Here is a 25504-nt window from a genome sequence, read left to right as displayed (position 1 = left end):
GGTCCGCAGCGCTGCGGTCTCGGGTCGGTCCAGCGGGGGCGACTCCGCCGGTCGGATACGAGGTACGGCGCACCGTGGGGCTGAGCACGGCGCGTTGACGAAGTGGCTGTGGGGTAACCCACCGCGACCCTGATGTAGGTCTGAGGGGAGACAAGATGGCGGCGATGAAGCCGCGGACGGGCGATGGTCCGCTGGAGGTCACCAAGGAAGGGCGCGGCATCGTCATGCGCGTCCCGCTGGAGGGTGGTGGCCGTCTCGTCGTTGAGATGACTCCGGACGAGGCCAACGCGCTTGGTGACGCGTTGAAGGCGATCGCCGGCTGACGTTTCACGTGGCCCGCCGGTACGGTACCTGCCGTACCGGCGGGCTTTCCATGTCCTGAGGAAAGGTCATCCTCCAGTGTTCGCGATCAGGCTGACGCCCCGACCCGCCGACGATTCCACCCTCGTGCTGGCGGTCGGCCCGGCCGGCGCCGACGCCCTGCCCGAACCGCTGGCCGGGGAGGTCACAGCGCTGCTGAGCAGCGCGGACGACCCGGCCCGGCCCGGCGCGGTGCAGCTGCTGCCGCGTCCGGCCCGGCAGCCCGCGAGGGTCCTGCTGGCCGGGATCGGCGCCGGCGACGAGGCCGGCTGGCGGGCCGCCGGGGCGGCGATCATCCGGACGGTACGCGCGGACGAGCCGGTCGGGATCGCGCTCGGGCCGGACGTGCCGGCGGAGGGGCTGTGCGGGCTGGCCGAGGGCCTCTGGCTGGGCGGCTACCGGTTCCGGGACGCGCCGCGGGGCCCCCGGACGGCGGAGGTCACCATCGCGGTCACCGGAGCCCACCCGTACGAGCAGAGCCTCGAGACGGCGCGCGTGACGGCCGCCGCCACCTGGCTCGCCCGGGACCTGGCCAACATGCCGGCCTCGGTGAAGAACCCGGCCTGGTTCGCGGAGCAGATCGTCGCCGCGGCCGCGACACGCCCGGGACTCACGGCGACCGTCCGCGAACCGGCGCAACTGGCGGCCGAGGGCTTCGGCGGCATCCTGGCCGTCGGCGGCGGCTCGGCCAGCCCGCCGCGGCTGCTCGAGCTGAGCTGGCGGCCGGAGTCCGCGTCCCGGCACGTGGTCCTGGTGGGCAAGGGCATCACCTTCGACACCGGCGGCATCTCGATCAAGACCCGCGACGGCATGAAGCTGATGAAGAAGGACATGAGCGGGGCGGCCGCGGTCGTCGCGGCCACGCTGGGCGCGGCCGACCTGGGCCTCGGGGTACGCATCACCGCGCTGGCCCCGCTGGCGGAGAACGCGGTCAGCGGCTCGGCCTACCGCCCCGGCGACGTCATCACCCAGTACGACGGCACCACCACCGAGTCGACGAACTCCGACGCCGAGGGCCGCCTGGTGCTGGCCGACGCGCTGGCGTACGCGGTCGCCGAGCTGCGCCCCGACGTGGTGCTCGACCTGGCCACCCTGACCGGCGCCAACGCGGTCGCCCTGGGCAAGCGCACCGCGGCGCTGTACAGCTACGACGACGAGCTGGCGGCGGCCCTGACCGCCGCCGGCGCCGCCGCCGGCGAGTCGATGTGGCGGCTGCCGCTGCCCGACGACTACCGGGAATACCTGCGCAGCGACATCGCCGACCGGCACAGCTCGCCGACGCGCGGCGCGGGTTCGGTGGTGGCGGCGCTGTTCCTGAGCGAGTTTCTCGGCGACCGGCGGGACCGCTGGGCCCATCTCGACATGTCGGCGCCCAGCTGGGCCGAGCAGGACGACGGCGACCTCTCCGTGGGCGCCACCGGCTGGGGCACCCGTACGCTGCTGCGCTGGCTCGTCAGCGCTTGACGGCGACCAGCAGGCCGGCGCCGGTCGGGACGACCGCCGGGATCCAGTCCTCCGACTCGCGGACGGCCTTGACCGTCTCGCGGATCGTGATCGTGTCGACGTCGCGGGCCGACGGGTCGCTGATCCGGCCGCCGGCCAGCGCGCCGTTGACCACCAGGATCCCGCCGCGGCGCAGCAGCCGTAGCGCGGCGTCGGCGCAGGCGCCGAACTCGGTGGCGTCGGCGTCCACGAACACCAGGTCGTAGACGCCGTCGGCGAGGCGGGGCAGCACGTCCAGCGCGCGGCCGGTGATGATCCGGGTCCGGGACGCGGCGAAGCCCGCCTCCTGGAAGATCCGGCGGGCGATGCGCTGGTGCTCGTTCTCCACATCGATCGTGGTCAGGACGCCGTCGGCGCGCATGCCGCGGAGCAGCCAGACGCCGCTGACGCCCGTACCGGTGCCGATCTCGACCACCGCCTTGGCGCTGCCCGCCGCGGTGAGCACGCTCAGCACGGACCCCGCGCCCGGGCTCACGGCGGCCAAGCCGACCTCGTGGGCCAGGCTGCGGGCGGTCTGCAGGACGATGTCCTCGGCGGCGTAGGCCTCGGCGAACTGCACCGACTGCGCGGTCGGGGCGCCGAACGATCGGGCTGCGGTGACGATGACGACCTCCGTCGGGAGCGGGGATGCGCGGTCGGAACCGGTGCACATCGGGTATGAGCGTAGAGCGATGCTCACCCTTCGCGCACCGGGACTTCGGCGGCGGAAAGCGGCGCTCCGCGACCCGGGGTCCCACGGACCGGATGATCTCCACCGATCCGTGTCATCCTGGAAGCCGGAGCCCGCCGCTCCGGTCGAACCATGGGAGGCACGACGTGACCGACGGCTGGAACTGGCGCCAGCCTCCACCGCCGCCGCCCGCCACGCCCGGAGCGCCGGCCGACTCGCCGTGGTGGTCCGACGCATTGACCGATCCGTGGCGAGACCCGTACGCACCGTCCGCGGTGGTCGTGTCGTCCGCCCCGGTGAGCACCGGCCCACCGCCCGAGCCGGTCGTCGATCCCGACGCGCCGCGCCGGTCGATCGCCCCGGTGCTGCTCATCTGCCTGGTCACGGCGTTGCTGGCCGGCGGCCTGGGCGGCACGCTGGGCTTCGTGTTCGCCACCCGTAGCGGTGTCGGCGGCGGGACCGCGCTCGGCGGCCCGCCGCTGGCGGCCCCGTCGGCGGCGCAGCGGGCGCCCGACTCGCTGGCCGGGGTGGCCAAGCAGGTGCTGCCCAGCGTGGTCACCGTGCGGGTCACCGGCGCGATCGGGTCCGGCTTCGTGATCTCCCCGGACGGCTACGTGGTGACCAACGACCACGTCGTGGAGGGCGCGAACGACACCATGTCGGTCTCGTTCAGCGACGGGTCCACCGCGTCCGCGACGGTGGTCGGGCGGGACCCGGAATCGGACCTCGCAGTGATCAAAGTCGCAAGGAAGAGTGTGACGGCTGTCTCACTTGGCGACTCGGACTCCATTGCCGTGGGTGACCCGGTGCTGGCGTTCGGTTCACCGCTGGCTCTGGTCAACACCGTGACGTCGGGCATCGTCAGCGCCCTGGACCGCACCATCCAGGCCGGCGAGCCGGGCGGCACCGTCCGCTACTACGCGGCCATCCAGACCGACGCGGCGGTCAACCAGGGCAACTCCGGCGGCCCGCTGGTCGACGCGGCCGGGCGGGTGGTCGGGGTGAACTCGGTGATCAGGTCGGTCGGGGGCAGCGACGCCGAGGCCGGCAACATCGGTCTCGCGTTCGCCATCCCGATCAACCAGGCCATGCGCATCGCCCGCGAGATCATCGACCACGGCAAGGCCCGGCGCACCGTGATCGGCGCCGAGGTGAGCACCGGGGGCCCGAGCGGCGCCACCGGCTCGACCGGGGCCCGCCTGCGCTCGGTGCAGCCGGCCGGCCCGGCGGCGACGGCCGGGCTGAAGTCCGGCGACGTGGTCACCAAGATCAACGGTCACCTGCTGGAGGACGGCACCGACCTCATCGCGCTCGTCCGCAAGTACGCCCCGGAATCGGTCGTCGCGGTCGAATACCGGCGCGGGACGAAGGTCCAGACGGCGTCCGTGACCCTGGCGGCCGACGCGAAGTGAATCGCCCTCGTGGGCGGACAGCGCGACCACAGCCGGCGTGCGTAGTCTTGCTGGGGTACGCGACGAGGGAGGTCCGCGCGTGTTCGAGAACCTCAACTGGTGGGAGATCGGCGCCCTGCTGATGCTGGCGCTGCTGATCTTCGGCGAGCGGCTGCCCAAGGTGATCGGCGACGGCCTGCGCATGCTGCGGGGCCTGCGGGCGATGGCCCAGAACGCCACGTCCGACCTGAGCCGCGAGCTGGGCACCGACATTCAGCTGCAGGACCTGCACCCCAAGGCGTTCATCCGCAAGCACCTGCTGAGCGAGGACGACGAGCAGGCGATCCGCAAGCCGCTGCAGGGCCTGTTCGACGACGTCAAGAACGACCTGAACGGCGTGAAGTCCGACCTCGGCGAGGTTGCCGCGGCCGCGGACATCAGGGCGCAGCGCAACGACGCCGGCGCCGCGGTGGAGAAGTCCACCCCGGCGCCGCGCAGATTCGATCTCGACGCTACGTAGGCCCTACTTGCGGGCGTTGACCAGCAGGCCCAGCGGCTTGCCGACCAGCGACTCGCGCCGGATGGCCAGCTTGTCGGCGATCGCGTCCAGCGCCTTGGCGGCCGGGGCCTCCGGGTCGGCCAGCACGACCGGCGTGCCGGCGTCGCCCGCCTCGCGGACCAGCGTGTCCAGCGGGATCTGACCCAGCAGGGGCACCGCGGCGCCCATCGTCCTGGTCAGGGAGTCGGCCACCGTCTGGCCGCCGCCCGCGCCGAAGACCTCCATGCGCGTGCCGTCCGGCAGCTCGAGCCAGGACATGTTCTCCACCACGCCGACGAGGCGCTGGTGGGTCTGCATCGCGATCGCCCCGGCCCGCTCGGCCACCTCGGCCGCCGCCATCTGCGGCGTGGTGACCACCAGGATCTCCGCGTTCGGCAGCAGCTGGGCCAGGGAGATGGCCACGTCGCCGGTGCCCGGCGGCAGGTCCAGCAGCAGCACGTCCAGGTCGCCCCAGAACACGTCGGCGAGGAACTGCTGCAGCGCGCGGTGCAGCATCGGCCCGCGCCAGACCACGGCGGCGTTGCCCGCGGTGAACATGCCGATCGAGATGACCTTCACGCCGTGCGACTGCGGCGGCATGATCATGTCCTCGACCCGGGTGGGCCGGCCGTCGACGCCCAGCATCCGGGGCACCGAGTGGCCGTAGATGTCGGCGTCGACCACGCCGACCGACAGGCCGCGCCGGGCCAGGGCGGCCGCCAGGTTGACGGTGACGCTGGACTTGCCGACGCCGCCCTTGCCGCTGGCCACCGCGTACACCCGGGTCTTGGAGCCCGGCTGCGCGAACGGGATGACCGGCTCGGCGGCCTGGGCGCCGCCGCCGCGCAGCGTGGCCTGCAGGGCCTTGCGCTGCTCCTCGGTCATGACGCCGAAGTCGATCTCCACGGCGGTGATGCCGGGGATCGCGGTGAGCGCGGCGGTGATGTCGGCGGTGAGCTTGTCACGCAGCGGGCAACCGGCAACGGTGAGCAGCAGCTCGACCTTCACACCGGAGCCGGCGACGGTGAAGCCCTTGACCATGCCGAGCTCGGTGATCGGGCGGCGGATCTCGGGATCGTCGACGGTGGCGAGGGCGGCCTGGATCGCGTCCTCGAGGGTGGCGGCTGGGGCGGACATGAACCCCATGCTACGTCGGCGCTAAGTTCGCTCCTCCTCCCACTCCTTACGTTCCAGCTTCTGCCGGCGGTGGGCCGCCTCGTCCAGTTCGTCGGCCAGCCGGGCCAGCTCGGAGCGCACGAAGTCGCGGGTCGCGACCTCGCCGACGGCGATCCGCAGCGAGGCGATCTCCCGGGCCAGGTACTCGGTGTCGGCCTTCTGCATGGCCGCGCGGCGCCGGTCCTCCTCCATCGCCAGGCGGTCCCGGTCGGTCTGGCGGTTCTGCGCCAGCAGGATGAGCGGCGCGGCGTACGAGGCCTGCAGCGACAGGATCAACGTCAGGAACGTGAACGTGTACGGGTCGAAGCGCATGTCCTTCGGCGCCAGCGTGTTCCAGGCGAACCAGGCCCCGATCACGATGGTCATGTAGACGATGAACTTCGCCGTGCCCATGTACCGGGCGATGCTCTCCGACCAGCGGCCGAAGGCTTCCGGGTCGAAGCGGGGCAGGCGCACCCGTCCCGGCTCGATCGGCTGATCCAGCCGGTCGCGGCGCGGCTCCGTCATGAACCGGCCCTCGGCTCCGGCTGGGCCTGGCGCTGCGCGTCGGCCTCCTCCTGGGCGTCCTGGGCGTCCCGGTCACGCCAGTCCCGCGGCAGCGAGTGGTCCAGCACGTCGTCCACGGTCACCGCCCCGACCAGCCGGTACGCGTTGTCGACCACCGGCATGGCCACCATGTCGTACGTCGCCATCCGCCGGGTGATCTCGGTGAGGTTCGTCTCGGGCGTCAAAGGATCTATGTCCGTCTCGATGAGGCCGCCCAGGATCGACGAGGGCGGCTCGCGCAGCAGCCGCTGGAAGTGGACCATGCCGAGGTACTTCCCGCTCGGGGTGGCCGACGGCGCCCGCGCCACGAACACCTGCGCGGCGACCACCGGCGACAGCTCGGGCTCGCGGATGCGGGCCAGCGCCTCGGCCACCGTCGTGTCCGGCGTCAGGATCACCGGCTCCGAGGTCATCACCGAGCCCGCGGTGCCGGGGGTGTAGCTCATCAGCTGCCGGACCGGCGCCGCCTCCTCGGGCTCCATCAGGTCCAGCAGCACGGCCTGTTCCGCCTTCGGCAGCTCGGCCAGCAGGTCGGCGGCGTCGTCCGGGTCCATCCGTTCCAGCACGTCGGCGGCCCGCTCCCGGTCGAGCTGGATGAGGATCTCCACCTGGTCGTGCTCGGGCAGCTCCTCCAACACGTCGGCGAGCGTACGGTCGCTCAGCGCCGCCGCGACCTCGTTGCGCCGGGCGTCGGCGAGATCCTGCAGCGCGTTGGCCATGTCGGCGGGCCGCATCTGCTCCAGCAGCGCGACCAGGTTGGACGTGCCCTGGGTGTCGGTCGGCCCGACCAGGCCGCGGATCCGGTCGTACTCGACCTGGTACGTGTGCCCGCGCCGGGCCAGCCGGCCGGTGTGCTGGCGGACGGCGACCCGGGTGATCAGCCACTCGTTGTTGCGGTTGAGCTCCATGCCCAGGTCCACGACCGTGCCGGCCTGGGCCGGACCCTGCCGGTCCTCGGGCTCGACCATGACCCGCCGGTCCAGCACCTCCTCGAGCACCAGCAGCTCGTTGGGCCGCTTCTCGAACCGGCGCAGGTTCAGCATGCCGGTGCTGAGCACCACGGCCTCGGCGTCCATCGAGGTGACCCGCCCGATCGGCAGGAAGATCCGCCGGCGCAGCGCCATCTCGGCGACGAGACCGACGACCTGCGGCGGCCGGTTGGTGGTCCGCAACCGCAGGACGGCGTCGCGCACCCGGCCCACCCGGTCGCCGTTGGGGTCGAAAACGGGCAGCGCCGCCAGCCGCGCCAGATAAACCCTGCTCCCCATGGTCACGGCACCAGCCTAAGTTAGCGTCGAACCATGTCTACCGTGGCGTACGAGATCGTCGACGTGTTCACCGACCGCCCGTTCGCGGGAAACCCGCTGGCCGTGGTGTTCGGCGCGGACGCGCTGGCCGGCGATCAGATGCAGGCGCTGGCGCGCGAGTTCAACCTTTCGGAGACGGTGTTCGTGCTGCCGTCGGCGGCGGGGGCCACGTACCGGGCCCGGATCTTCACCCCGGAGACGGAGCTGCCGTTCGCGGGCCACCCGAGCGTCGGCGCAGCGGTGACCTCGGTGCGGCGCGGGCTGGCCCAGCCCGGGCAGCTCGTCCAGGAATGCGGCGCGGGCCTGCTGCCGATCACCGTGACCCCGGACGCGGCGACGCTGAGCGGCGGCAAGCCGACGCTGCACCCGGCCCCGCCGGTCGCGGACCTGCTGGAGCTGGTGGGCCTGACGGCCGACGACTTCGCGGGCGGCCCGGCGGCCCCGGCGGTGGCCGGGTGCGGCCTGGAATTCGTCTTCCTTCCGGTACGCCGGGACGCGCTGGCCCGCGCGTGGGCCGACGCCGGGCGGGGCCGGGCGCTGGGTGTGACCGGAATCAGCGTCTTCGCCTGGGAGGACGGAGAACGGACCGCGTACGTGCGGGTGTTCTGCCCCGGGGTGTCGGTGGCGGAGGACCCGGCGACCGGGTCGGCGGCCCTCGGCCTGGGCGTGTGGCTGGTCGGGCGGGGCTGGCTGCCGGGCGAGGGCACGACGCCCTACACCGTGCACCAGGGCGTCGAGATGCACCGGCCGTCCCTGCTCGAATGCACGGTGACGGCGTCGGCCGGCGCGGTGACCGCGGCCACCGTCTCCGGCCACGTGGTGCCGATCGCCCGGGGAGAGATCGCCGTGCCACCCTTCGTCGGCTGACCACCGGCCGGTCAGGACTTACGCTTGCGCACCCGATGCAGGCGGAACGGCCGGCGCGTCCGGACCCGGGCCGGGCTCCCGCGGGGCGGCTCCGCCTGCGAGCCGGCCGGCAGCTCCGGCGCGGCGACCGACTCCTCCAGCGGGGTCAGGCGCAGCACCGCGCACCCGGCCTCCGCCCAGCGCGCGACCAGGTCCTCGGCGGTGCCGGTGGCGTTGAGACGCTTGCCGGCGAGCTGAGGAGCGATCTCCTGCCAGGCGTCGCTGCCCGGGGCCAGACGCTCCACCTGCGCCTCGACGATCACGATGAGGCCGCCGTTGTCGCCGCGCAGGCGGACCTCAGCGCGCGACGCCTCGGCCAGGCCGGGAGCTTCCTGCTCGCCGGGGCCGCAGACCACGATGAGGGCTCCGTCGAGCGGCATGACCCACAGGGCCAGGGGCGGGCCGCCGGGCACATTGATCCAGGCGATGCCGGCCTTTTTGATCGCCTCGGCCACGAGCTCGGTCGTCACCTGCCCATCCTCGCACGGGGTCCGGGCGGCGCCGGGACACGATCGGTGTGCCCGGGCGGCCGGGGCCTCGGCCATCGGTGGGTCTCGCATGCTGCGGCGGCCGCATGCGCAGCTGGCGGCGTCGTCCGGGATCTGCGGGCCTGTCACTGAAGGGCCCGCCGGCCGCACGCTCGAAGATCCGCACGGTCGGCGCGTCCCAAGATCCGCATGGCGGCCGGCCGGCCGTCGGCGAAGCGGCGCCACCGGGCAGCGCGTCACAAAGTTCCAGACGCTTCGGCATCGGTGGGTCTCGCACGCTCCGGCGGCCGCATGCGCAGCTGGCGGCGTCGTCCGGGATCTGCGGGCCTGTCACTGAAGGGCCCGCCGGACGCGCGCTCGAAGATCCGCACGGCGGTCGGCGCGCCCCAAGATCCGCATGCCGGTCGGCCGTCGGCGAAGCGGCCCACCGGGGCAGGGGTTATCAAGATCGGCATGGTCGACCGGCGGTCGGTGGGGTGGCCCGTCTGGCAGTGCGTCACAAGATCGGCGTGGTCGACCGGCGGTCGGTGGGGTGGCCCGCCCGGCAGCGCTTCCCAAGATCCGCACGCTCGACCGGCGGTCGGTGGAGTGCCCACCGGCCGGGATTGCCCAACATCAAATGCCGGCTGGCCGTCGGTGAAGCCGCCCACGAGGCCGGACGATCCAAGATCCGTATGCTCGGCCGACCGCCAGGGGAGACGGCCAACGGGCAGCGTGTCTCAAGATCGACATGTCCGGTCAGCGGTCGGTGGAATCCCCCCAGCGGCTCCTGGACCGGCGCGCTCGGCTGACGGCCGGCGAAGCGCCCACCGTCGGGACGATCCAAGAATCGCGGGGTCGGCCGGCCGCCGAGGGCGGGGGCCACCGGGCAGCGGACCCCAAGATCGCCATGTCCGGCCGACGGTCGGCCGAGTGGCCAACCGGGCAGCGTGTCCCAAGATCCGCGCGCTCAGCCGGCGGCCAGTAAAGCGTCCCGCCCATCCGGAACGACCCAAGATCCGCATCCCCGGCTGGGCGACGTCAAAGCGGCCACCAGGCAAAGCGACCCAAGATCCGCACTGGCCCCGGCGGCCGGCGAAGCGCTCAACCGGCCGGGACGACGCAAAATCCGCATGCCGGCCGGCGGCGAAGCGGCCCCGACAACCCCACTTACACCCATGCAACTCGACCCAAGACCCTGAGGGCCCAATGCATCCTGCATGCAATCAGGCCAGCGCAGGCTGCCGATCAAGTAGATCAAGCACACCGCTCAGCGAAGCCACGCTCGGCCCGACGAAATCCTCGTCCGAGTCGAACACCAGGTGGTCGGCCAGATCGGTCGCCGCCAGCCGCACCGCCGTCATCCCCACCGCCGCCGCCCCGGTGAGCTCCCGGCTACCCCCGTCGCCGATGTAAAGGCACTCCTCCGGCGCCACCCGCAACCGCCGGCACGCCTCCAGATAGATCAGCGGGTCCGGCTTGCACCGGCCCACCTCGACGGAGAAGACGTTCACGTCCAGCAGCGGCGCGATCGACAGGCCGGGCAGGAAGGCGGGCAGCTCGTGGGTGCAGTCGCTGATCAGCGCGGTCCGCAGGCCGCGCGCCTTGATCGCCGTGAGAACGCTCTCCGCGTCGGCCCGCAGGCGCGTGTCGGCCTTCAGCGCGTCGACCCGCGCCGGCACCGCGGCCTTCAGCTGGGACGTCCGCGGGTGACCGCCGGCCTGCTCGGTGACCCACCGTAGGGTGGCTTCGGCGGAGCCGAGGTGGCCGCGGGCCCGGACCTGGAACGTACGATCCAGGACGCTCAGCACCGCGTCGGGATCGCAGCCGAGCGCCCGGGCGATGTCGGCATGCTGCGGCCCCCTCCGGACGGAGCGGGTCAGCGTGCCGAAAAAGTCGAACACGACCGCTTGGAACGCGGGCATCGAATACCACTCTCCCGAGGGATTGACGGAATGCATCGGCGGCGAGCGTAACGACTGCCTCACTTTCCGCTCAACCGAGGTCGACAAACTGTGATGTGTAGATATGCAAGAAGCGACGGCGAGGGATGAATATGCGTTCACCCCGCGAACGGCCCCCGTGGCTGACCGCGGCGGCGCTGACGGTGGCGGTCCTCGCGGTCTCGACCTCGGCCCCGCTCATCGCCTTCGCGGCGGCCCCCGCGCTGGCCGTGGCGTTCTGGCGCAACGGGCTGGCGTTCGTCGCGCTGACCCCGATCACGGCCGGCCCGCGGCGGGCGGAGCTGGGCGCGCTGCGCGGGCGCGGCGGGCTGCTCGCCGTCCTCGCCGGGGTGGCCCTGGCCCTGCACTTCGCCACCTGGATGCCGAGCGTGCAGCTGGGTTCGGTGGCCACGGCCACGGCGCTGGTCGCGACCCAGCCGGTCTGGCAGGGCATGATCGCGGCGCTGCAGGGCCGGCGTCCGTCGACCGCCGGCTGGGTGGGCATCGGCCTGGCCGTCGCCGGTACGGCCTGGGCCACCGGCCTGGACATCGGGGTCTCGGCGCAGGCGGTCCTGGCCGACGTCCTGGCCCTGGTGGGCGCGCTCGCCGCGGCGGTCTACACGGCGTTCGGTGAGGGCGCCCGGTCCCGGCTGAGCACGACCACGTACACCTGGGTCTGTTACGGCACCTGCGCGGCGATCCTGCTCGTGGTGTGCCGTGCGGCCGGGGTCGAGCTGCACGGATACGACGGCCGGACCTGGGCGGCGATCCTGGCGCTGGTGGTCGGCGCGCAGTTGCTGGGGCACTCGATGTTCAACTACGCCCTCGAGCGCACCTCGGCCACGACGGTGAGCGTGCTGATTCTGCTGGAGGTGCCGGGCGCGGCCCTGCTGGCCTGGGCGTGGCTGGGACAGACGCCGCGGCTGGTGGCGTTGCCCGGGCTGGGCCTGCTGGTGCTGGGCGTCGCCGTGGTGGTGCTGGGTGGCAGCCGCGAGCGGCGGCGGGCCACGGCGTCGCTGGCCGACGTGGCGGACCCGACGCCGCGCTGACCGGCCGCCGCCGGGCCCCGCTCGTCTCGTTGAACCTTGGCGAACTGCCGCCACGCGCGGTAGAGAGGTGAGATGAGATGCGCCGCTGTCGATACCTGCTCCGTTGGCTCCTGCTCGGGGCGGTGCTCGTGACCGGCTCGTGCGGCGAGCCCGAGACTCCCGAGCCCGGTCTGGTCGGTGGCTGGACCACGGCCGGATGTGAATTCACCCGCCGGCCGGAGACGGTGACGGTGGGCGGCCGGGTCCTGCCCGCGACGCCGGCGGCGCTCGAGGCGGCGATGGCCCGCATCGACGCGGGCGGCCGCGCCGAGCACGCCGGCAGCTACGCCGGGCTGGAGGTCGACCAGGAACGCGTACGGGCGATCGTCTATCGCGTGCCGTCGGCGGCCTTCGACGAGTTCATCCGGACCAGCGCCGACAACACCTGCATCGTGGTCCGCGACGCCGGGCACAGCCTGGCCGAGCTGACCGGCTGGCACGACCGGATCGTCGCCGACCTGCCCGCCTGGCAGGCCGCCGGCGTACGCATCTCCAGCGTGGTGGCCCGCCACGACGGCGCCGGCGTGGAGATCGGCACCCCGGACGTGGAGCGGGCGCGGGAGGAACTGCCGCGACGGTACGGGCGACAGGCGCCGCTGGTCTTCGTCGAGCAGGGCCCGGTGATCCCGCTGGCGGAGCCCGGCGTGCCGCCCGCGCCCCGCCCCGGCGGCTGAGTCCGTCAGTACGTCGACGAGCCGCTCTGCGTGAGGAAGAACACGAACGCGGCGACGCCCAGCGCCGCGAGGCCGGTCACGGACCAGCCGACGATGATGCCGGCCAGCGCCAAACCGGCGCCGCCGGCTCCCGTGGCGCGGATCCGGCGCCGGGCGACGTGGCCGAGGATCGCGCCGACGATGCCGAGCAGCCCGCCGACCGACCACAGGCACAGCCCGGCGATTCCCGCGCACGACACGGCCAGGGAGGCGATCGCCAGGCCCTCGGTCGGCGGGGCCGGCGCGTACGGGTAGGCCGGATGGGAGTACGCCGGATAGGAGTACGGGCTGCCCGGGTTGCCTTGGCCGTAGCCGGGCGCGATCGGGGCCGGGGGATAGCCGTAGCCGTACTGCTCCGGGTGGGGCGGCACGGGCGGCTGGTAGGCCTCGATCGGTGGATCCGGCGGCGGCGGGTACGTGCCGTCCGGTCCCGGCCGGGGTGGATACGTCATGGCTGCCTCCGTCCGGCGGGTCCGCTGCGCCCGTCAGGATAGGCGGCCCTGTCACGCCCATGGCCGGCCCCATGCGCACGCCGCGTGCCTGGTTGTGCGCGGGGTGCGGTCGGCGTACGCCACGGCGGTCCGATGTTTGCCCCGGCTCGCGGGAGCGGGCAGGATCGCCGCATGGTCTTCGACGCCCGCATCGCCAGCGGCAGCCGCTCGAGGCGGGACGCCACCCGCCCGGCGGCCGGCCGCCGGCCCCGGTCTGCCGCGCCCAGTTCCGAGCCCGAGCAGGACACCGGCGCCGATCCGGTCGCCGAGTCCGGCCCCGTCCCGGACGACCCCGAGAACCAGGCCGAGGAGGGCCCCGTGACCTTGCGCCTGGACGGGAAGGTCGCGCTGGTCACCGGCGCCGGCAGCCCGGACGGCATCGGGTACGCGACCGCGCGCCGGCTGCGGGACCTGGGCGCCCGGGTGGCGATCGTCTCGACCACGCGGCGCATCCACGAGCGCGCGTCCGAGCTGGGGGTCACCGGTTTCGTGGCCGACCTGACCGACGAGGCGGAGGTCGGCGCGCTCGCCGACGCGATCCTCGACCAGCTCGGCGACGTGCAGGTGCTGGTCAACAACGCGGGCCTGGCCAGCCGGACCAGCCCCGAGGTGCTGCGCCCGGTGGCCCAGCTCACCTACGACGAGTGGCGCGCCGAGATCGACCGCAATCTGAGCACGGCGTTCCTGTGCAGCCGCGCGTTCGTGGGCGGCATGTCGGAGCAGGGCTGGGGCCGGATCGTGAACCTGGCGGCCACCGCGGGCCCGATCAACGCGCTGCCGACCGAAGCCGCGTACGCCGCCGCGAAGTCGGGCGTCGTGGGCCTGACCCGGGCGCTGGCGATGGAGCTGGTGGCCGACGGCATCAACGTGAACTGTGTGGCGCCGGGCACGATCTACACGGCCGCGTCCACCGTCACGGAGATCAAGCAGGGCCTCGGCACCCCGATCGGCCGGCCGGGAACCCCGGACGAGGTGGCGGCGGCGATCGCCTTCCTGTGCTCGCCCGCGGCGTCCTACATCACCGGGCAGATGCTCGTGGTCGACGGCGGCAACAGTGTCCGCGAGGCCGAGTTCCGCTGAGCCGGCCCGGCGCGGTGCCGCACGACACGGAACCGCCCGGTGGACCAGCGTCCACCGGGCGGTCCGGGCGTCAGTAGGTCGACGCGCTGCTCGAGCCGATCGCGAAGATCGCCACGACGATGTAGAAGGCGCAGATCAGCACGTAGATGCTGGTGAAGATGTAGCCCAGCCAGAGGCCGGCGGTGGCCAGGCCCTCGCCGGACTCGCCGGTCTGCCGGATCTGCTTCTTGGCCACGTGGCCCATGACGATCGAGGCGGGGGCGAACACGAAGGCGAAGACCAGCGCCAGGATGGCCATGGTGTTGGTCGGCGCCTGCTGCTGGTAGGGCGGCTGCGAGTACGCCTGGCCGTAACCGGCCGGCTGGCCGTACGGCGGCGGCTGGCCGTAGGGCTGTCCGCTGGACGGGGCGCCGTACGGCGGCGGCTGGCCGTAAGGCTGTCCGCTGGACGGGGCGCCACTGGCCGGGGCCGCGTAGGGGTCCTGCGAGTACGGCGATGTGGGGTCGTAACCCGGCTGCTGCCCGTAGGGCTGCTGGGGCTGATATGGATCCGGCGTACCACCGGGCGGCGGGTAGGTCATGTGAGGTCCTCCTCGTTCACCCCGGCACGGTACTAGCCGGGGCGTAACTGTGAGGACCCGACGCGGGGTATCCGGCCTGCCCTTCCGGGCTCAGTCCCGCCTGGTGAGCTGTCCGACGGCCCGTTCGACGGCCAGGCAGCGGTCCTCGACGTAGTCGAGACCGGCCTCGGTGGCGATCCGGCGGGCCTCGGCGGAGACGATGCCGGTCTGCAGCCAGACGGCCGGGGCCTTGATCGCGACGGCCTGCCGGACGATCTCGAGGGCGTCGGCGGCCGGCCGGAAGATGTTCACCAGGTCGACGGGCCCGGGCAGGTCGGCGAGCGTGGGCACGGTCGGAATCCCGAAGATCTCGTCCACGAACGGGTTGACCGGAATGATCTTCCAGCCGTGCTGCAGCATCTGCAGCGGCACGCTGTGCGACGGCTTGAGGGGATCCCGGGACGCGCCGACCACGGCGATGACGTCGGCCTCGGCCAGGATCTGCTGTGCGCTCCTCATGGCACCGACTCTAGCCACGCCCGGGTCGGGCGCCGCGCCGCTCGGCTCACAACAGGGTCAGCTGCTGGGACTCCGGCACGCGCCCGACGCTGCGTCCGCGCGCGTCGGCGGCCGGATCGGACTCCGCATAGCCCACCGCCGGGGCCGCGTTCGCGCCGACCGTACGCGCCTCGCCCGGCGTCGCCCGGTGCAGCCCGTGCCGGCGAGCCGCCATCCGGACCCGCGCGCCGAGCTCCTTCTGGAACGCCTGCGGCACGTACGAGCCACCGCCGAACAGCTCGCGGTAGCGCGGCGCCAGCTCCGGATGCTCGCGGGTGAGCCAGGCCGCGTACCACTCCCGGGCGCCCGGCCGCAGGTGCAGGGCCAGGGGGGTGACACTGGCCGCGCCGGCCGCCGCGATCGCCGACACCGTCTCCTCGATGGACTCGTCCGAGTCGGTCAGGCCCGGCAGGATCGGCGCCATCAGGACCCCGACGGAGAAGCCGGCGTCGGTCAGGCGGGCGAGGGCGTCCAGGCGGCGGCGCGGGCTCGGGGTGCCGGACTCCACCGCGCGCCACATCCGCTCGTCGACGAAGCCGATCGACATCGACAGGCTGACATCGGTGACCGAGGCGGCCTGGCGCAGCAGCTCCAGGTCCCGCAGGATCAGCGTGCCCTTGGTCAGGATGGAGAACGGGTTGGCGAAGTCGCGCAGGGCCGCCAGGATCTGCGGCATCAACCGGTAGCGACCCTCGGCCCGCTGGTACACGTCCACGTTGGTGCCCATCGCGATGGGCGCGCCGGGCCAGGCCGGCGCGGCCAGCTCGCGGCGGATCAGCTCGCCCGCGTTGACCTTGACGACCACCTTGGAGTCGAAGTCGTGACCGGCGTCCAGGTCGAGATAGGTGTGGGTGTTGCGGGCGAAGCAGTTGTGGCTGACCACACCGTCGGCGATGAAGTCGCCGGTGCCGGTGGTGATGTCGTACAGCGGCAGGGTCAGGCCCAGGTCCTCGATGTCGGCCACGGTCAGCGGGGGCTCGCTGCGCACGCCGACGCCGGACGCGTCCAGGGGCGCTCCGCTCACCCCGGTGAGGTGGCGGAACCGCAGGGCGGCCCACAGGTCGCGGGCGATCTCGACGGAGTAGACCTCGCCGAGCTGGGGGTGCGGCGGCCGCCGGCTGGGCAGGCCCAGGTGGGTCAGGGCGTCCGTGACGCGGTCCAGGAAGGCCTGGTCGCGACTGGTGAAGACGACGGCCAGCCGGTCCGCCAGCCCGGTCGCGCCGAACGCGCCGGCCAGGAAGCCGCGGTACCAGCCGCCGGAGGGCAGCTCGGGCCAGCGCAGCGCCACGTGCATCGGGACGTCCTCGAGGTAGGCGTCCGCGCGGATCCAGGCGTCGCTCTCCCGGGCCCCGGCCGGCGCGCCCGCATCGCCGCGGACCAGGCCGCACAGAAAGCCGGCGCGGTAGTCGGGGGACTCCTTGGGCGGCTCGGCCAGGCCGCCCACGCCGGCGAGCCGGTCGCCCACGGCCAGCGCCGGGAGCCCGGGCTCGGCCGGGCTGACGTGCCGCCAGCCGCGGTCGGTCAGGAACCGGTGGTCGCCGCTGGACACCAGGCGGGTGCCGTCGGCCAGGGTCACCCGGAAGGCCTTCTTGGTGGTGGTCCAGTGGTCGAGCACGGTGGTCGGCACGTAGCGCCGGTGCGGGCCGGCGCCCATGGTGCCCAGGACCGCGTCGCCCACCTTCACCTCGGACAGCGGCCGCGCCGAACCGTCGGCCAGCAGGATCGGGGTGTCCCCGCTCAGGCAGTACGAGCAGGCGTGGGAACAGCCGCGGTAGGGGTTGACCGTCCACCCGAAGGGCACCCGGGAGGCTCCGGGCACCCTGTTGATCAGGGATTTGGCCCGGATCTCGTAGAAGGTCATGCCGGCGAAGCCGGGGGTGTCGAACGTGCGGACGGTCGCTCCGGGCAGCGCCAGCGGCAGGGGTGGAGCCGCCGGCGCCGCGTCCAGGAGCGAGTCGTCGCCGGCCGGGGCCGACAGGTGTGACCATCGCATGGCCAGAATTCGAACACACGTTCGATCCACTGTCTACCCGCAACGCCGAAAGCGCCGCGGACCGGAGGTGGTCCGCGGCGCTTTCGCGTTGCTGCGCGCTCAGTGGTTGTGCGCGGCCAGCTGCTTGCGCACGTCGTCCATGTCGAGCTTCTCGACCTGGTCGATCAGCGACTCCAGGGCCGACTCCGGCAGGGCGCCGGGCTGCGAGAACACGATGAGGCCGTCGCGTACGGCCATGATCGTGGGGATCGAGCGGATGTCGAACTTCGCGGCCAGCTCCTGCTGGGCCTCGGTGTCGACCTTGCCGAAGGTGATTTCGGTGTGCTTCTCGGAGGAACGCTCGTACGTCGGCGCGAAGCGGACGCAGGGCCCGCACCAGCTGGCCCAGAAGTCGACCAGGACGATGCCGCCCTTGCCGGTCACCTCGTCGAAGTTCTCTGCGGTCAGCGCAACGGTCGCCATGATCTCTCCGTCCACGGGGAAAAGGCCACGGGAAAGAGGCCTACGTGCGGTGTCAACCCGCCGTCGTCCTCACTGATTCCCGGTGTGGGCGCGGTGACACCTGGACGCCGGGAGGACTTTGGCACCTCAGCGTAACGCACAGTAGGGAAGGCGCCTTCGGTTGTCCGGCGAATTGTGTCGTCCGGTTTCGCCGCTCCGATGCCCCAGTGACCGACACGGCCCGACGTATCGCAGCTTGATAACGATGAGGTCACCACCCGGCGTAATAGCTAACAAAGTTAAATGTGACTTGGGTCACCGTCGGGAATCCTTCACACGGATACGCACGGTAAGGCAAACTCCTTCCCAACAGAGCGTGGGCGGCGGGTGCCGGGGAGGGCCCCGCCGCTCATTGCGTCTCCCCCCGGGTGCGGCCGACGGGCCCCTGGCTAGCCTCCTGCACCATGACCGCCGAAGAATTCGCCCCCGCGCCGCCGCCCGCTCCGGCGGCCGGGGCCGCGACGGTGGACGAGCCGGAGCTTGCGGTCGGGGTCGGCCCGTGGCCCGGCGCGTGGCCCACCGATCCTCATTACGATCCCGAGCTGCTCTCCGGCGGCGATCGGCGCAACGTCGTCGACCGGTACCGCTACTGGCGGCGCGAGGCGATCGTCGCCGATCTCGACCGGCGCCGGCACGGGTTCCACGTCGCGATCGAGAACTGGCAGCACGACCTCAACATCGGCACGGTCGTCCGCAACGCCAACGCCTTCCTGGCCGCGGAGGTGCACATCGTCGGACTGCGGCGGTGGAACCGGCGGGGCGCCATGGTCACCGACCGCTACCAGCACGTCCGGCACCACCCGACGATCGAGGAGTTCACCGCCTGGGCGGCCGCCGCGGCCCTGCCGGTGATCGGCATCGACAACCTGCCGGGCTCGCGGCCCATGGAGAGCGAGCGCCTGCCCCGGGAGTGTGTGCTGCTCTTCGGCCAGGAGGGTCCCGGGCTCTCCGCCGCGGCCCGCGCCGCGTGCGCCGCGCTGTTCTCGATCGCCCAGTACGGCTCCACCCGGTCGATCAACGCCGGCGTGGCCAGCGGCATCGCCATGCACTCCTGGATCCGTGAGCACGCCGGCCCGCCGCCCGGTTGATCGTCACTCGCCCGGGCGGAGAACGAGCGGGTTGACCCGGGTTCTGCCGATTCGCTTGACGAGGGGTCCGGCGGGCCCCACCTTAAGAGGGTGGGTGTCACAGTGAGTTGCCCCCGTTGTGCCGCGCAGGTCCGGCCGCCGGACCTGATGCACAGTGAATGGCGCTGCGACGACTGTGGCGACGTCGCTCCGTTCCACGTGGCGGAGCACATCAGCCCCGAGATCCTCGAGAGCGTACGGCGCCGTCCCGCGCCCACGGTCGAGCACATGCCGATCTGGTGCCCGTGGCCGCTGCCGGCCGGCTGGATGGTCACCGGCGTCGGCTGGGCGGGCGACGAGCGTTCCGGCGTACGGGCGACGGCGCTGTCCTGCAGCGGCCCGGAGCCGCTCGGCGGGGGCCCGGCCGATCTCGTGCTGATCGCCGAGCAGCCCGGCGTGGGGCTGGGCACCCGGTTCGCCGGCATCTCCGGCATCGACCCCGGATACCTGATCACCGAGGCGCTGGGCGAGCGTGACCCGGGTGGACACCCCGGCCCGCATGCCAAGATCAGGGTCGGTGGGCATCCCACTCCACTGTGGTGTGTGAAGTCGCCGGAAGATCGCAGCGCCTATGTGAGTGAAGCCAAAGGAATGTGGCTCTATGCGGTAGCGTGGCCGGCAAGCGCGGGCTACTTTCTGGCCGAACATGTCGTCCTGCACGACCTGTCCGACGAGGTGCCGCCCGAGCTCGTGTACGGAGCGCCGAGCCCGTACCTGCACGGAAAGGCCTGAACATGAGGGCCTCGACCGGCGGGAACACCATCGGCTTTTCGGGCACATTGTTCACAGAGCGCAGTTGAACTGATACCGTGAGTGTTGCTGCGGCGATGACCGTCACCCGCAACGGAGGAGAAGGCCCGCCATGATCAAGAAGGTTCTCACCTGGCTTGGCATCGCATTCTTGATCTTCTTCATCGCCTTCAACCCGAACTCGGCCGCCGCGGTGTTCGAGTCGCTGGGCGACACCATCGGGGACATTGCCCGTGGTTTCGGAACGTTCTTCACCAACCTCGTCGCTTAACATCACCTGATGGGTCCTGGCGAGCCGCGGCAACCTGACGACGAGGGTGCGCGCCGCCCTCGGGACGACGACGACACCTTCGGGTACAACGATCCGGCGTTTCGCGACGACGGCCCCGAGTACCGCCGGGGAGTGGCTTCGGCCGGCCCGGGCTATTCCCCCGACGCCGGTTACTCGCCCAGCGCGGGCTACGGCAGCGATCCCCGCGACGACGAGTACCGCGACCCCGGCGAGTACGAGGCTCCGATCTTCACCGAGGAGGAGCTGCAGGGTCTCGGCGGGGACGGATCGGGTGTCCCGGGTGGACCCCGCCGGGTGCTGCCGCTCGAGGACGAGCCGACCACCCTGGTCTCCCGCTATCTCTTCCCGACGGAGCGGTACCGCGGGGAGTGGAAGCGGCACTGGATCCATCTGTCCACTCCGCTGCTGGTCGGCATCGGCTCGACGCTGCTGCTGGGCTACCTTGCCGGCTTCCTGACCAGGCAGGACATCGACGGCCTGGTCACCGCGGCGGTGCTGATCTGGCTGGGCGTGATGGGCTGGGTCGCCTGGAAGGTCGGCGACTGGTATTTCGACCGCTTCATCCTGACCAACAAGCGGGTCATGGTGGTCAACGGCATCATCACCCGCAAGGTCGCCATGATGCCGCTGCTGCGGGTCACCGACATGAAGTACGAGCAGTCCGCGCTGGGCCGCATGCTCAGCTACGGCACCTTCGTGCTGGAGTCGGCCGGCCAGGACCAGGCGCTGCGCGAGGTCAAGCACCTGCCCAACCCCAACGAGCTGTACCTGCGCGTCGTCGAGGAGATGTACGAGCCGCAGGCGGTCGAGGCCCGGCTGGGCAAGGACGGTGACGCGGGCGACGACGCCTGACGGTCCTCAGTGACCGGCGGCGGCCACCCGGTAGCGTCCTCGGGTGACCAGAATCGACCTGCACTGCCATTCGACCGCCAGCGACGGCACGCTCACCCCGGCCGAGCTGGTGGCCGCGGGCGCCGAGGCCGGCCTGGACGTGATGGCGATCACGGATCACGACACCACGGGCGGCTGGGCGGCGGCCGCGGCGGCGCGTCCGGCGGGCCTGACGCTGATCCGCGGGGCCGAGCTCTCCTGCCGGTGGTACGGAGTCGAGCCGGCGATCCCGCTGCACCTGCTCGCGTACCTCTTCGATCCGGCCGACCCGGTGCTCGCCGCCGACCTGCAGCGCCTGCGCACCGACCGGGAGCAGCGCGCGGAGAAGATCGTCGAGCTGCTCCGGGCGGACGGGGTCGACATCAGCTGGCCGGAGGTCAGCGGGTACGCGGCCGGCGGGTCCGTGGGCCGCCCGCACATCGCCCAGGCGCTGATCAGGGCCGGGCTGGTGGGCACCACGAACGAGGCCTTCGCGTCCCGGTGGCTGGGCGCCCGGTACTACGTACCCAAAGCCGATCTTGATGTTTTCGAGGCCGTGCGCACGGTCCGGGCCGCGGGCGGGGTGCCGGTCTTCGCCCACCCGAACGCGACCGTGCGGGGCCGCATCGTGCCGGACGAGCTGATCGTGGAGCTGGCCGCCGCCGGCCTGTTCGGCCTGGAGGCCGATCACGAGGACCACACCGTCGCCCAGCGCGGGCACGTGCGGGCGCTGGCCGACCGGCTCGGCCTGGTCGCCACCGGCTCCTCCGACTTCCACGGCACGCACAAGACGGTCCGGCTGGGCGCCTTCACCACCGACCCGCGGGCGTACGAGCAGATCGTGGCCGCCGCGCGGGGCGTCGCGGTCCTGGGGTGACGGTCGCCGCAGTTCAGGGCACCAGCCGACGGCGCCGCCTAGGTTGATCCCGTGAATCTGAAGTTGTTCGGCGAGGTCTTCGTGACCCTCCTGGTGATCGTCGACCCGCCGGGCATGGTGCCGGTCTTCCTGGCCCTGACCGGGACGCTGCCGGCCAGGGAGCGGACCCGGGCGGGCACCCAGGCGGTGCTGCTGGCGCTCGGCGTGATCGTGATCTTCGCGGTCGCCGGGCAGACGCTGCTCGACTACCTGCACGTCCAGCTGCCCGCGCTGCAGGGCGCGGGCGGGCTGCTGCTGGTGCTGGTGGCGCTGCAACTGCTGACCGGCCAGACCGACGAGCCCTCCGAGCAGGGCAGCACGACCAACGTGGCGCTGGTGCCGCTGGGCACGCCGCTGCTGGCCGGACCCGGTGCGATCGTCGCGACCATGCTGTTCGTGCAGCGCGCGGACGGGGTCAACGACTACTGGGTGATCGGCCTGGGCATCCTGGCCGTGATGGCCACCGTCTGGCTGGTGCTGCGGTTCTCCGGCGGCATCGTCAAACTGCTGCGGCCGGGGGGCATCGAGGTGCTCACCCGGATCGCGGGACTGCTGCTGGCGGCCATCGCGGTGCAGCTCATCGCCGACGCCGTGGCCGCCTTCGTGAAGCTGTACACCGCCGGGGCCTGATTCTTGTCGCAGGGTGCTGGCAGGATTACCGGGTGCCCAGGACCTCCCCCCGATCGGCCGCGGTGCCCGAGCAGTTGGGCTTCGCCGGCATGCCCGAGCGGCTCTTCGTCTGCACGCCGAGCAAGCTCGGCACGTTCACGGACTGCCCGCGGCGCTACCGCTACACCTACGTGGACCGCCCGGCCCCGCCCAAGGGGCCGCCCTGGGCGCACAACTCGCTGGGCGCGAGCGTGCACACAGCCCTGAAGAACTGGTACGCCGTGCCGAGCGACCGCCGGGTGGCCGAGTCGCTGCCGACCCTGCTCAAGTCGACGTGGGTGCGCGAGGGCTACCGCGACGTGGAGCAGGAGCGGATCGCCTACCGCCGCTCGCTGGCCTGGCTCGAGACCTACGTGCGCGGCCTCGACCCGTTGGACGAGCCGCTGGGCGTGGAGCGGGTGGTGGCGACCAAGACGGCGGTGCTGGCCTTCAACGGCCGGGCCGACCGGATCGACTCGCGCCCGGGGGAGCAGGGGCCGGAGGCGGTCATCGTCGACTACAAGACCGGCCGGTCCGGGCTCGACGCCGACGACGCCCGCGGGTCACAGGCGCTGGCGCTCTACGCGTACGCGGCGCAGCGGGTGTTCCGCCGGCCGTGCCACCGGGTCGAGCTGCACCACCTGCCGACGGGCACCACCGCGGTGCACGAGCACACCGACGAGTCGCTGGCCCGGCAGGTGGCGCGGGCCGAGGACACCGCCCGCGACATCATGGCGGCGGAGAAGGCGGTGGCGTCCGGCGCGGACCCGGACGTCGAGTTCCCCACCCGGCCCGGCAGCCTCTGCGGCTGGTGCGACTTCCGGCGCAGCTGCCCGGCCGGTCAGGAGGTGGCGGCCAAGGAGCCGTGGTCCGCCGTCGAGCACCTCGAACGGCCGTCAGGCTAGGCCGGCCCGTTCCAGCGCGGCCCGCCGCATCGGGGCCATCTTGTACTGCTCCGGGGCGGCGGCCAGCAGCCCGGCGAGCAGCAGGCGCATGCCGCGCACCGAGAGGTCGGCGGACAGGTCCGTGGTGGGCAGGCCGAGGCCGCCGTACATCTTGCGGGCCCACGGCGGGAGCAGGGCGACCGCCGTGCCGGCGACCCCGAAGTACGCCCAGCGGGCCGGGCCGAAGTTCAGGCTCAGCCGCAGCGCCCGGTTGCCCCAGAAGTCGGGCAGGGGCGGCACGGTGAGGAAGAGCGCCGTCTCGGCCGCCTCGCGGGTGATGCCCAGCTGCGGCCGCATCCGCTCGTAGTAGGCGGCCACCTCGGCCGCCGTGCCCGGCACGGTGGCGGGGTCCAGGCCGACCAGCTCGGCCGCCTTGAGCTGCTCGGTGTAGTAGGTGTCGACCTCCGCGTCGGTCAGCTTCAGGCCGGCGCGGCGGGCGGTCGACAGGAACGACTCCACCTCCGCGACGTGCACCCAGCGCAGCAGCTCGGGCTCGTCGATGCGGAAACGCTCCCCGGTGCGCGGGTCGGTCGCCGTCATCCGGGAGTGCATGCGGCGGATCCGGCTGGCGATCCGCTCCACCTCGTCCGTGCTGCCGTAGAGGACCGTGCCGACGTACTCGGAAGTGCGGTTGAAGCGTCCCCAGGGGTCCGACTTGTAGCCCGAGTTCTGCGCGATCGCGGCCACCGCGCGCGGGTGCAGCGCCTGCAGGTAGAGCGAGCGCAGGCCACCCATGGTCACGATCGGTTCGCTGTGCACTTTCCAGGTGACCGACTCCGGGCCGAAGAGTCCCATGTCCGGGCTGCTGTCCATCACCCCAGAGTGCCACGCGGAAGGCGAAGTTGAACAGGTTCAGGCAGAGCGGTCGGCGAGCCTCGCCCGCTGGCACGAGGGGCACAGCCCCCAGAAAGTGACCTCCGCCTCGTCGACCTCGAAGCCGTGGCCGACACCCGGGTCGAGGCAGGGCCGCCCGCCGAAGTCACAGTCCACGTCCTCGATCGCCCCGCAGCTGCGGCAGACGATGTGATGGTGGTTGTCGCCGACCCGGGCCTCGAACCGGGCGGGACTGCCGGCCGGCTCGATGCGGCGGGCCAGCCCGGCCCGGGACAGGGCGCCGAGCACGTCGTAGACCGCCTGGACCGACACCGAGTCGAGCCGCTCGCGGACCCGGCGAGTGATCTCCTCGACCTCGAGGTGGCCACCCTGGGTCAGCACGTGGAGCACCGCCAGCCGGGGTCGCGTGACCCGCAGCCCCGTGGCTCGCAGCAGCTGCTCCTCGGTCGGCATCACACCATGACAGCACGGGTCGTCGTACCCGCTCAACCTGATCATGAATAGTGCGGGTTCGGTGCGCGCGCCGGTGAACCGAAATGGTCAACTGCGCGTAGGCGCACACAGGGGGGATGTTTGCGTCGTCAGAGAGTTCTGGTCTGGCGGACCGGGATCCCGTGCGACAAACCGGAGGTGACCGTGTTCGACCAGATCAACGGCCTGCCCGTACACGCTCTCGTGATCCACGCGGCGGTGGTGTTCGTGCCGCTGCTGGCACTGGCGGCCATCGGGTACGCGCTCGTGCCGCGCTGGCGGGCGAAGATCGGCTGGGCGGCGGTGCTGTTGTCGGTCGGTGCGCCCCTGACCGCCTGGGTCGCCACGGAGTCGGGCGAAGAATTGCGGGAGCGGTTGGTGGCCAGCGGCCTGAAGGGCGCGCCGCTGGAGGCGATCGACGACCACATGGGCTTCGGGACGCTGACGCTCTACTACTCGCTCGGCCTGGGCGTGGTGACGCTCGTCATGGTCTTCCTGACGCTGCGCCGCTCGGAACGCCCGCTACCGCGCGCTGCTTCGATCGGACTGTCGGTGATCATGGTGGCGCTGGCGGCGGTTTCCGGCTATTACGTGTTCAGGACCGGTGACTCCGGGGCTCAGGCAGTTTGGGGCTCCGGGGGGTGACGGGTCTGCCGCTTCGGCCGCCATGTGGGGTGGCGGCCGGAGCGGCGCTCGTCGCGGGGAGGCCGCGCGCCGCCGGGCGGGCCGGATGTTGGGGAGGCCGCGCGCCGCCGGGCAGGCCGGATGTTGGGGAGGCCGCGCTCCGCCGGGCAGGCCGGGTGCTGGGGAGGCCGCGCTCCGCCGGGCAGGCCGGGTGCTGGGGAGGCCGCGCTCCGCCGGG

The 25504-nt window shown here is 72.6% G+C and carries 29 protein-coding genes; 16 read left to right on the top strand and 13 right to left on the bottom strand.

The window, feature by feature from the left end; translation table 11 throughout:
* The first annotated feature begins 155 nt into the window (after nucleotides 1–155).
* Nucleotides 156–323 carry a DUF3117 domain-containing protein gene (locus Ani05nite_RS18960; RefSeq protein WP_015625691.1) on the top strand — a complete coding sequence of 56 codons (168 nt, stop codon included), beginning with the start codon at nucleotides 156–158 and terminating at the stop codon, nucleotides 321–323.
* A 76-nt stretch (nucleotides 324–399) separates the two neighbouring features.
* Complete coding sequence (locus Ani05nite_RS18955; RefSeq protein ID WP_377880651.1) at nucleotides 400–1824, top strand: leucyl aminopeptidase family protein; 1425 nt, start codon at nucleotides 400–402, stop codon at nucleotides 1822–1824.
* Here Ani05nite_RS18955 and Ani05nite_RS18950 read toward each other — a convergent pair.
* Nucleotides 1814–2515 carry an O-methyltransferase gene (locus Ani05nite_RS18950; protein WP_239130249.1) on the bottom strand — a complete coding sequence of 234 codons (702 nt, stop codon included), beginning with the start codon at nucleotides 2513–2515 and terminating at the stop codon, nucleotides 1814–1816. The genes Ani05nite_RS18955 and Ani05nite_RS18950 overlap by 11 nt on opposite strands.
* 164 nt (nucleotides 2516–2679) lie before the next feature.
* Here Ani05nite_RS18950 and Ani05nite_RS18945 point away from each other — a divergent pair, with 164 nt between their 5' ends.
* Together Ani05nite_RS18945 and Ani05nite_RS18940 are read left to right on the top strand one after the other, a co-directional pair.
* The gene (locus tag Ani05nite_RS18945; RefSeq protein WP_239130247.1) at nucleotides 2680–3945 is read left to right on the top strand and encodes a S1C family serine protease; all 1266 of its coding nucleotides are present in this window, start codon (nucleotides 2680–2682) and stop codon (nucleotides 3943–3945) included.
* Nucleotides 3946–4024: 79 nt separating this feature from the next.
* On the top strand, nucleotides 4025–4444 hold the full coding sequence (locus Ani05nite_RS18940; RefSeq protein WP_203769967.1) for a twin-arginine translocase TatA/TatE family subunit: 420 nt from the start codon (nucleotides 4025–4027) through the stop codon (nucleotides 4442–4444).
* Between the two features lie 3 nt (nucleotides 4445–4447).
* On the opposite strand, the gene Ani05nite_RS18935 is transcribed toward Ani05nite_RS18940, so the two are convergent.
* The 3 genes from Ani05nite_RS18935 to Ani05nite_RS18925 are packed head-to-tail and all read right to left on the bottom strand — an operon-like array spanning nucleotide 4448 to nucleotide 7452.
* Complete coding sequence (locus Ani05nite_RS18935) at nucleotides 4448–5599, bottom strand: Mrp/NBP35 family ATP-binding protein (protein WP_203769966.1); 1152 nt, start codon at nucleotides 5597–5599, stop codon at nucleotides 4448–4450.
* Nucleotides 5600–5620: 21 nt separating this feature from the next.
* Entirely contained in the window at nucleotides 5621–6145 is a 525-nt protein-coding gene (locus Ani05nite_RS18930) for a DUF1003 domain-containing protein (protein ID WP_203769965.1), read from the bottom strand.
* Nucleotides 6142–7452: a magnesium transporter MgtE N-terminal domain-containing protein gene (locus tag Ani05nite_RS18925; protein ID WP_203770041.1), complete on the bottom strand. Its 1311-nt coding sequence runs from the start codon at nucleotides 7450–7452 to the stop codon at nucleotides 6142–6144. Before Ani05nite_RS18925 ends, Ani05nite_RS18930 begins: the two co-directional genes overlap by 4 nt.
* Before the next feature lie 33 nt (nucleotides 7453–7485).
* Here Ani05nite_RS18925 and Ani05nite_RS18920 point away from each other — a divergent pair, with 33 nt between their 5' ends.
* On the top strand, nucleotides 7486–8358 hold the full coding sequence (locus Ani05nite_RS18920; RefSeq protein WP_203769964.1) for a PhzF family phenazine biosynthesis protein: 873 nt from the start codon (nucleotides 7486–7488) through the stop codon (nucleotides 8356–8358).
* An 11-nt stretch (nucleotides 8359–8369) separates the two neighbouring features.
* Here the strand turns inward: Ani05nite_RS18920 and Ani05nite_RS18915 are convergent, their stop codons facing one another.
* Together Ani05nite_RS18915 and Ani05nite_RS18910 are read right to left on the bottom strand one after the other, a co-directional pair.
* Nucleotides 8370–8867: a hypothetical protein gene (locus Ani05nite_RS18915; protein WP_203769963.1), complete on the bottom strand. Its 498-nt coding sequence runs from the start codon at nucleotides 8865–8867 to the stop codon at nucleotides 8370–8372.
* 1223 nt (nucleotides 8868–10090) lie between these two features.
* On the bottom strand, nucleotides 10091–10789 hold the full coding sequence (locus Ani05nite_RS18910) for an HAD family hydrolase (protein WP_203770040.1): 699 nt from the start codon (nucleotides 10787–10789) through the stop codon (nucleotides 10091–10093).
* Nucleotides 10790–10920: 131 nt separating this feature from the next.
* Here Ani05nite_RS18910 and Ani05nite_RS18905 point away from each other — a divergent pair, with 131 nt between their 5' ends.
* Together Ani05nite_RS18905 and Ani05nite_RS18900 are read left to right on the top strand one after the other, a co-directional pair.
* On the top strand, nucleotides 10921–11856 hold the full coding sequence (locus tag Ani05nite_RS18905) for a DMT family transporter (protein WP_203769962.1): 936 nt from the start codon (nucleotides 10921–10923) through the stop codon (nucleotides 11854–11856).
* 77 nt (nucleotides 11857–11933) lie between these two features.
* The gene (locus Ani05nite_RS18900) at nucleotides 11934–12569 is read left to right on the top strand and encodes a hypothetical protein (RefSeq protein ID WP_203769960.1); all 636 of its coding nucleotides are present in this window, start codon (nucleotides 11934–11936) and stop codon (nucleotides 12567–12569) included.
* 5 nt (nucleotides 12570–12574) lie between these two features.
* Here Ani05nite_RS18900 and Ani05nite_RS18895 read toward each other — a convergent pair whose 3' ends face one another.
* Nucleotides 12575–13060: a DUF4190 domain-containing protein gene (locus Ani05nite_RS18895; protein ID WP_203769958.1), complete on the bottom strand. Its 486-nt coding sequence runs from the start codon at nucleotides 13058–13060 to the stop codon at nucleotides 12575–12577.
* Nucleotides 13061–13231: 171 nt separating this feature from the next.
* On the opposite strand from Ani05nite_RS18895, the gene Ani05nite_RS18890 reads away from it, so the two are divergent.
* A complete protein-coding gene (locus tag Ani05nite_RS18890) occupies nucleotides 13232–14179 on the top strand; it encodes an SDR family NAD(P)-dependent oxidoreductase (protein WP_203769957.1) in 948 nt (315 codons plus the stop codon).
* Between the two features lie 70 nt (nucleotides 14180–14249).
* Here Ani05nite_RS18890 and Ani05nite_RS18885 read toward each other — a convergent pair whose 3' ends face one another.
* The 4 genes from Ani05nite_RS18885 to trxA all read right to left on the bottom strand — a co-directional run bounded on the left by Ani05nite_RS18885 (nucleotide 14250) and on the right by trxA (nucleotide 17751).
* On the bottom strand, nucleotides 14250–14759 hold the full coding sequence (locus Ani05nite_RS18885; protein WP_203769956.1) for a DUF4190 domain-containing protein: 510 nt from the start codon (nucleotides 14757–14759) through the stop codon (nucleotides 14250–14252).
* Between the two features lie 90 nt (nucleotides 14760–14849).
* Complete coding sequence (locus Ani05nite_RS18880) at nucleotides 14850–15257, bottom strand: CoA-binding protein (protein WP_203769955.1); 408 nt, start codon at nucleotides 15255–15257, stop codon at nucleotides 14850–14852.
* Between the two features lie 46 nt (nucleotides 15258–15303).
* On the bottom strand, nucleotides 15304–17289 hold the full coding sequence (locus Ani05nite_RS18875) for an intein-containing Rv2578c family radical SAM protein (RefSeq protein ID WP_203769954.1): 1986 nt from the start codon (nucleotides 17287–17289) through the stop codon (nucleotides 15304–15306).
* A 99-nt stretch (nucleotides 17290–17388) separates the two neighbouring features.
* Entirely contained in the window at nucleotides 17389–17751 is a 363-nt protein-coding gene (trxA, locus tag Ani05nite_RS18870) for a thioredoxin (protein ID WP_203769953.1), read from the bottom strand.
* A 443-nt stretch (nucleotides 17752–18194) separates the two neighbouring features.
* Between trxA and Ani05nite_RS18865 the strand changes: the two genes are divergently transcribed.
* From Ani05nite_RS18865 to Ani05nite_RS18835, 7 genes are all read left to right on the top strand, one after another.
* On the top strand, nucleotides 18195–18878 hold the full coding sequence (locus Ani05nite_RS18865) for a TrmH family RNA methyltransferase (protein ID WP_203769952.1): 684 nt from the start codon (nucleotides 18195–18197) through the stop codon (nucleotides 18876–18878).
* Between the two features lie 102 nt (nucleotides 18879–18980).
* Complete coding sequence (locus Ani05nite_RS18860; protein ID WP_307836709.1) at nucleotides 18981–19649, top strand: DUF6758 family protein; 669 nt, start codon at nucleotides 18981–18983, stop codon at nucleotides 19647–19649.
* A 130-nt stretch (nucleotides 19650–19779) separates the two neighbouring features.
* Nucleotides 19780–19938 carry a hypothetical protein gene (locus tag Ani05nite_RS18855; RefSeq protein ID WP_015625668.1) on the top strand — a complete coding sequence of 53 codons (159 nt, stop codon included), beginning with the start codon at nucleotides 19780–19782 and terminating at the stop codon, nucleotides 19936–19938.
* A gap of 9 nt (nucleotides 19939–19947) precedes the next feature.
* Entirely contained in the window at nucleotides 19948–20811 is an 864-nt protein-coding gene (locus tag Ani05nite_RS18850; protein ID WP_203769951.1) for a PH domain-containing protein, read from the top strand.
* 43 nt (nucleotides 20812–20854) lie between these two features.
* The gene (locus Ani05nite_RS18845; protein WP_203769949.1) at nucleotides 20855–21706 is read left to right on the top strand and encodes a PHP domain-containing protein; all 852 of its coding nucleotides are present in this window, start codon (nucleotides 20855–20857) and stop codon (nucleotides 21704–21706) included.
* 51 nt (nucleotides 21707–21757) lie between these two features.
* Nucleotides 21758–22375, top strand: a complete 618-nt coding sequence (locus Ani05nite_RS18840) for a MarC family protein (RefSeq protein ID WP_203769948.1) — start codon at nucleotides 21758–21760, stop codon at nucleotides 22373–22375.
* Nucleotides 22376–22464: 89 nt separating this feature from the next.
* Entirely contained in the window at nucleotides 22465–23298 is an 834-nt protein-coding gene (locus Ani05nite_RS18835; protein WP_203770037.1) for a RecB family exonuclease, read from the top strand.
* On the opposite strand, the gene Ani05nite_RS18830 is transcribed toward Ani05nite_RS18835, so the two are convergent.
* A complete protein-coding gene (locus tag Ani05nite_RS18830; RefSeq protein ID WP_203769947.1) occupies nucleotides 23290–24150 on the bottom strand; it encodes an oxygenase MpaB family protein in 861 nt (286 codons plus the stop codon). The genes Ani05nite_RS18835 and Ani05nite_RS18830 overlap by 9 nt on opposite strands.
* 39 nt (nucleotides 24151–24189) lie before the next feature.
* On the bottom strand, nucleotides 24190–24624 hold the full coding sequence (locus Ani05nite_RS18825) for a Fur family transcriptional regulator (RefSeq protein ID WP_203769946.1): 435 nt from the start codon (nucleotides 24622–24624) through the stop codon (nucleotides 24190–24192).
* 183 nt (nucleotides 24625–24807) lie between these two features.
* Here Ani05nite_RS18825 and Ani05nite_RS18820 point away from each other — a divergent pair, with 183 nt between their 5' ends.
* Complete coding sequence (locus Ani05nite_RS18820) at nucleotides 24808–25287, top strand: DUF2231 domain-containing protein (protein ID WP_203770036.1); 480 nt, start codon at nucleotides 24808–24810, stop codon at nucleotides 25285–25287.
* Nucleotides 25288–25504: the final 217 nt, after the last annotated feature.

The sequence above is a fragment of the Actinoplanes nipponensis genome, from assembly GCF_016862275.1.
GTDB lineage: Bacteria > Actinomycetota > Actinomycetes > Mycobacteriales > Micromonosporaceae > Actinoplanes > Actinoplanes nipponensis.
This window is presented reverse-complemented; position numbering and strand designations above follow the sequence as displayed.

Excerpts from the sequence above, each read along its gene's own strand:
- Ani05nite_RS18960 (WP_015625691.1), top strand. The coding sequence starts at position 156 with ATGGCGGCGATGAAGCCGCGGACGGGCGATGGTCCGCTGGAGGTCACC.
- Ani05nite_RS18950 (WP_239130249.1), bottom strand. The coding sequence starts at position 2,515 with ATGTGCACCGGTTCCGACCGCGCATCCCCGCTCCCGACGGAGGTCGTC.
- Ani05nite_RS18935 (WP_203769966.1), bottom strand. The coding sequence starts at position 5,599 with ATGTCCGCCCCAGCCGCCACCCTCGAGGACGCGATCCAGGCCGCCCTC.
- Ani05nite_RS18930 (WP_203769965.1), bottom strand. The coding sequence starts at position 6,145 with ATGACGGAGCCGCGCCGCGACCGGCTGGATCAGCCGATCGAGCCGGGA.
- Ani05nite_RS18925 (WP_203770041.1), bottom strand. The coding sequence starts at position 7,452 with ATGGGGAGCAGGGTTTATCTGGCGCGGCTGGCGGCGCTGCCCGTTTTC.
- Ani05nite_RS18920 (WP_203769964.1), top strand. The coding sequence starts at position 7,486 with ATGTCTACCGTGGCGTACGAGATCGTCGACGTGTTCACCGACCGCCCG.
- Ani05nite_RS18910 (WP_203770040.1), bottom strand. The coding sequence starts at position 10,789 with ATGCCCGCGTTCCAAGCGGTCGTGTTCGACTTTTTCGGCACGCTGACC.
- Ani05nite_RS18905 (WP_203769962.1), top strand. The coding sequence starts at position 10,921 with ATGCGTTCACCCCGCGAACGGCCCCCGTGGCTGACCGCGGCGGCGCTG.
- Ani05nite_RS18900 (WP_203769960.1), top strand. The coding sequence starts at position 11,934 with ATGCGCCGCTGTCGATACCTGCTCCGTTGGCTCCTGCTCGGGGCGGTG.
- Ani05nite_RS18895 (WP_203769958.1), bottom strand. The coding sequence starts at position 13,060 with ATGACGTATCCACCCCGGCCGGGACCGGACGGCACGTACCCGCCGCCG.
- Ani05nite_RS18890 (WP_203769957.1), top strand. The coding sequence starts at position 13,232 with ATGGTCTTCGACGCCCGCATCGCCAGCGGCAGCCGCTCGAGGCGGGAC.
- Ani05nite_RS18885 (WP_203769956.1), bottom strand. The coding sequence starts at position 14,759 with ATGACCTACCCGCCGCCCGGTGGTACGCCGGATCCATATCAGCCCCAG.
- Ani05nite_RS18880 (WP_203769955.1), bottom strand. The coding sequence starts at position 15,257 with ATGAGGAGCGCACAGCAGATCCTGGCCGAGGCCGACGTCATCGCCGTG.
- Ani05nite_RS18875 (WP_203769954.1), bottom strand. The coding sequence starts at position 17,289 with ATGCGATGGTCACACCTGTCGGCCCCGGCCGGCGACGACTCGCTCCTG.
- trxA (WP_203769953.1), bottom strand. The coding sequence starts at position 17,751 with ATGGCGACCGTTGCGCTGACCGCAGAGAACTTCGACGAGGTGACCGGC.
- Ani05nite_RS18865 (WP_203769952.1), top strand. The coding sequence starts at position 18,195 with ATGACCGCCGAAGAATTCGCCCCCGCGCCGCCGCCCGCTCCGGCGGCC.
- Ani05nite_RS18855 (WP_015625668.1), top strand. The coding sequence starts at position 19,780 with ATGATCAAGAAGGTTCTCACCTGGCTTGGCATCGCATTCTTGATCTTC.
- Ani05nite_RS18850 (WP_203769951.1), top strand. The coding sequence starts at position 19,948 with ATGGGTCCTGGCGAGCCGCGGCAACCTGACGACGAGGGTGCGCGCCGC.
- Ani05nite_RS18835 (WP_203770037.1), top strand. The coding sequence starts at position 22,465 with ATGCCCGAGCGGCTCTTCGTCTGCACGCCGAGCAAGCTCGGCACGTTC.
- Ani05nite_RS18830 (WP_203769947.1), bottom strand. The coding sequence starts at position 24,150 with ATGGACAGCAGCCCGGACATGGGACTCTTCGGCCCGGAGTCGGTCACC.
- Ani05nite_RS18825 (WP_203769946.1), bottom strand. The coding sequence starts at position 24,624 with ATGCCGACCGAGGAGCAGCTGCTGCGAGCCACGGGGCTGCGGGTCACG.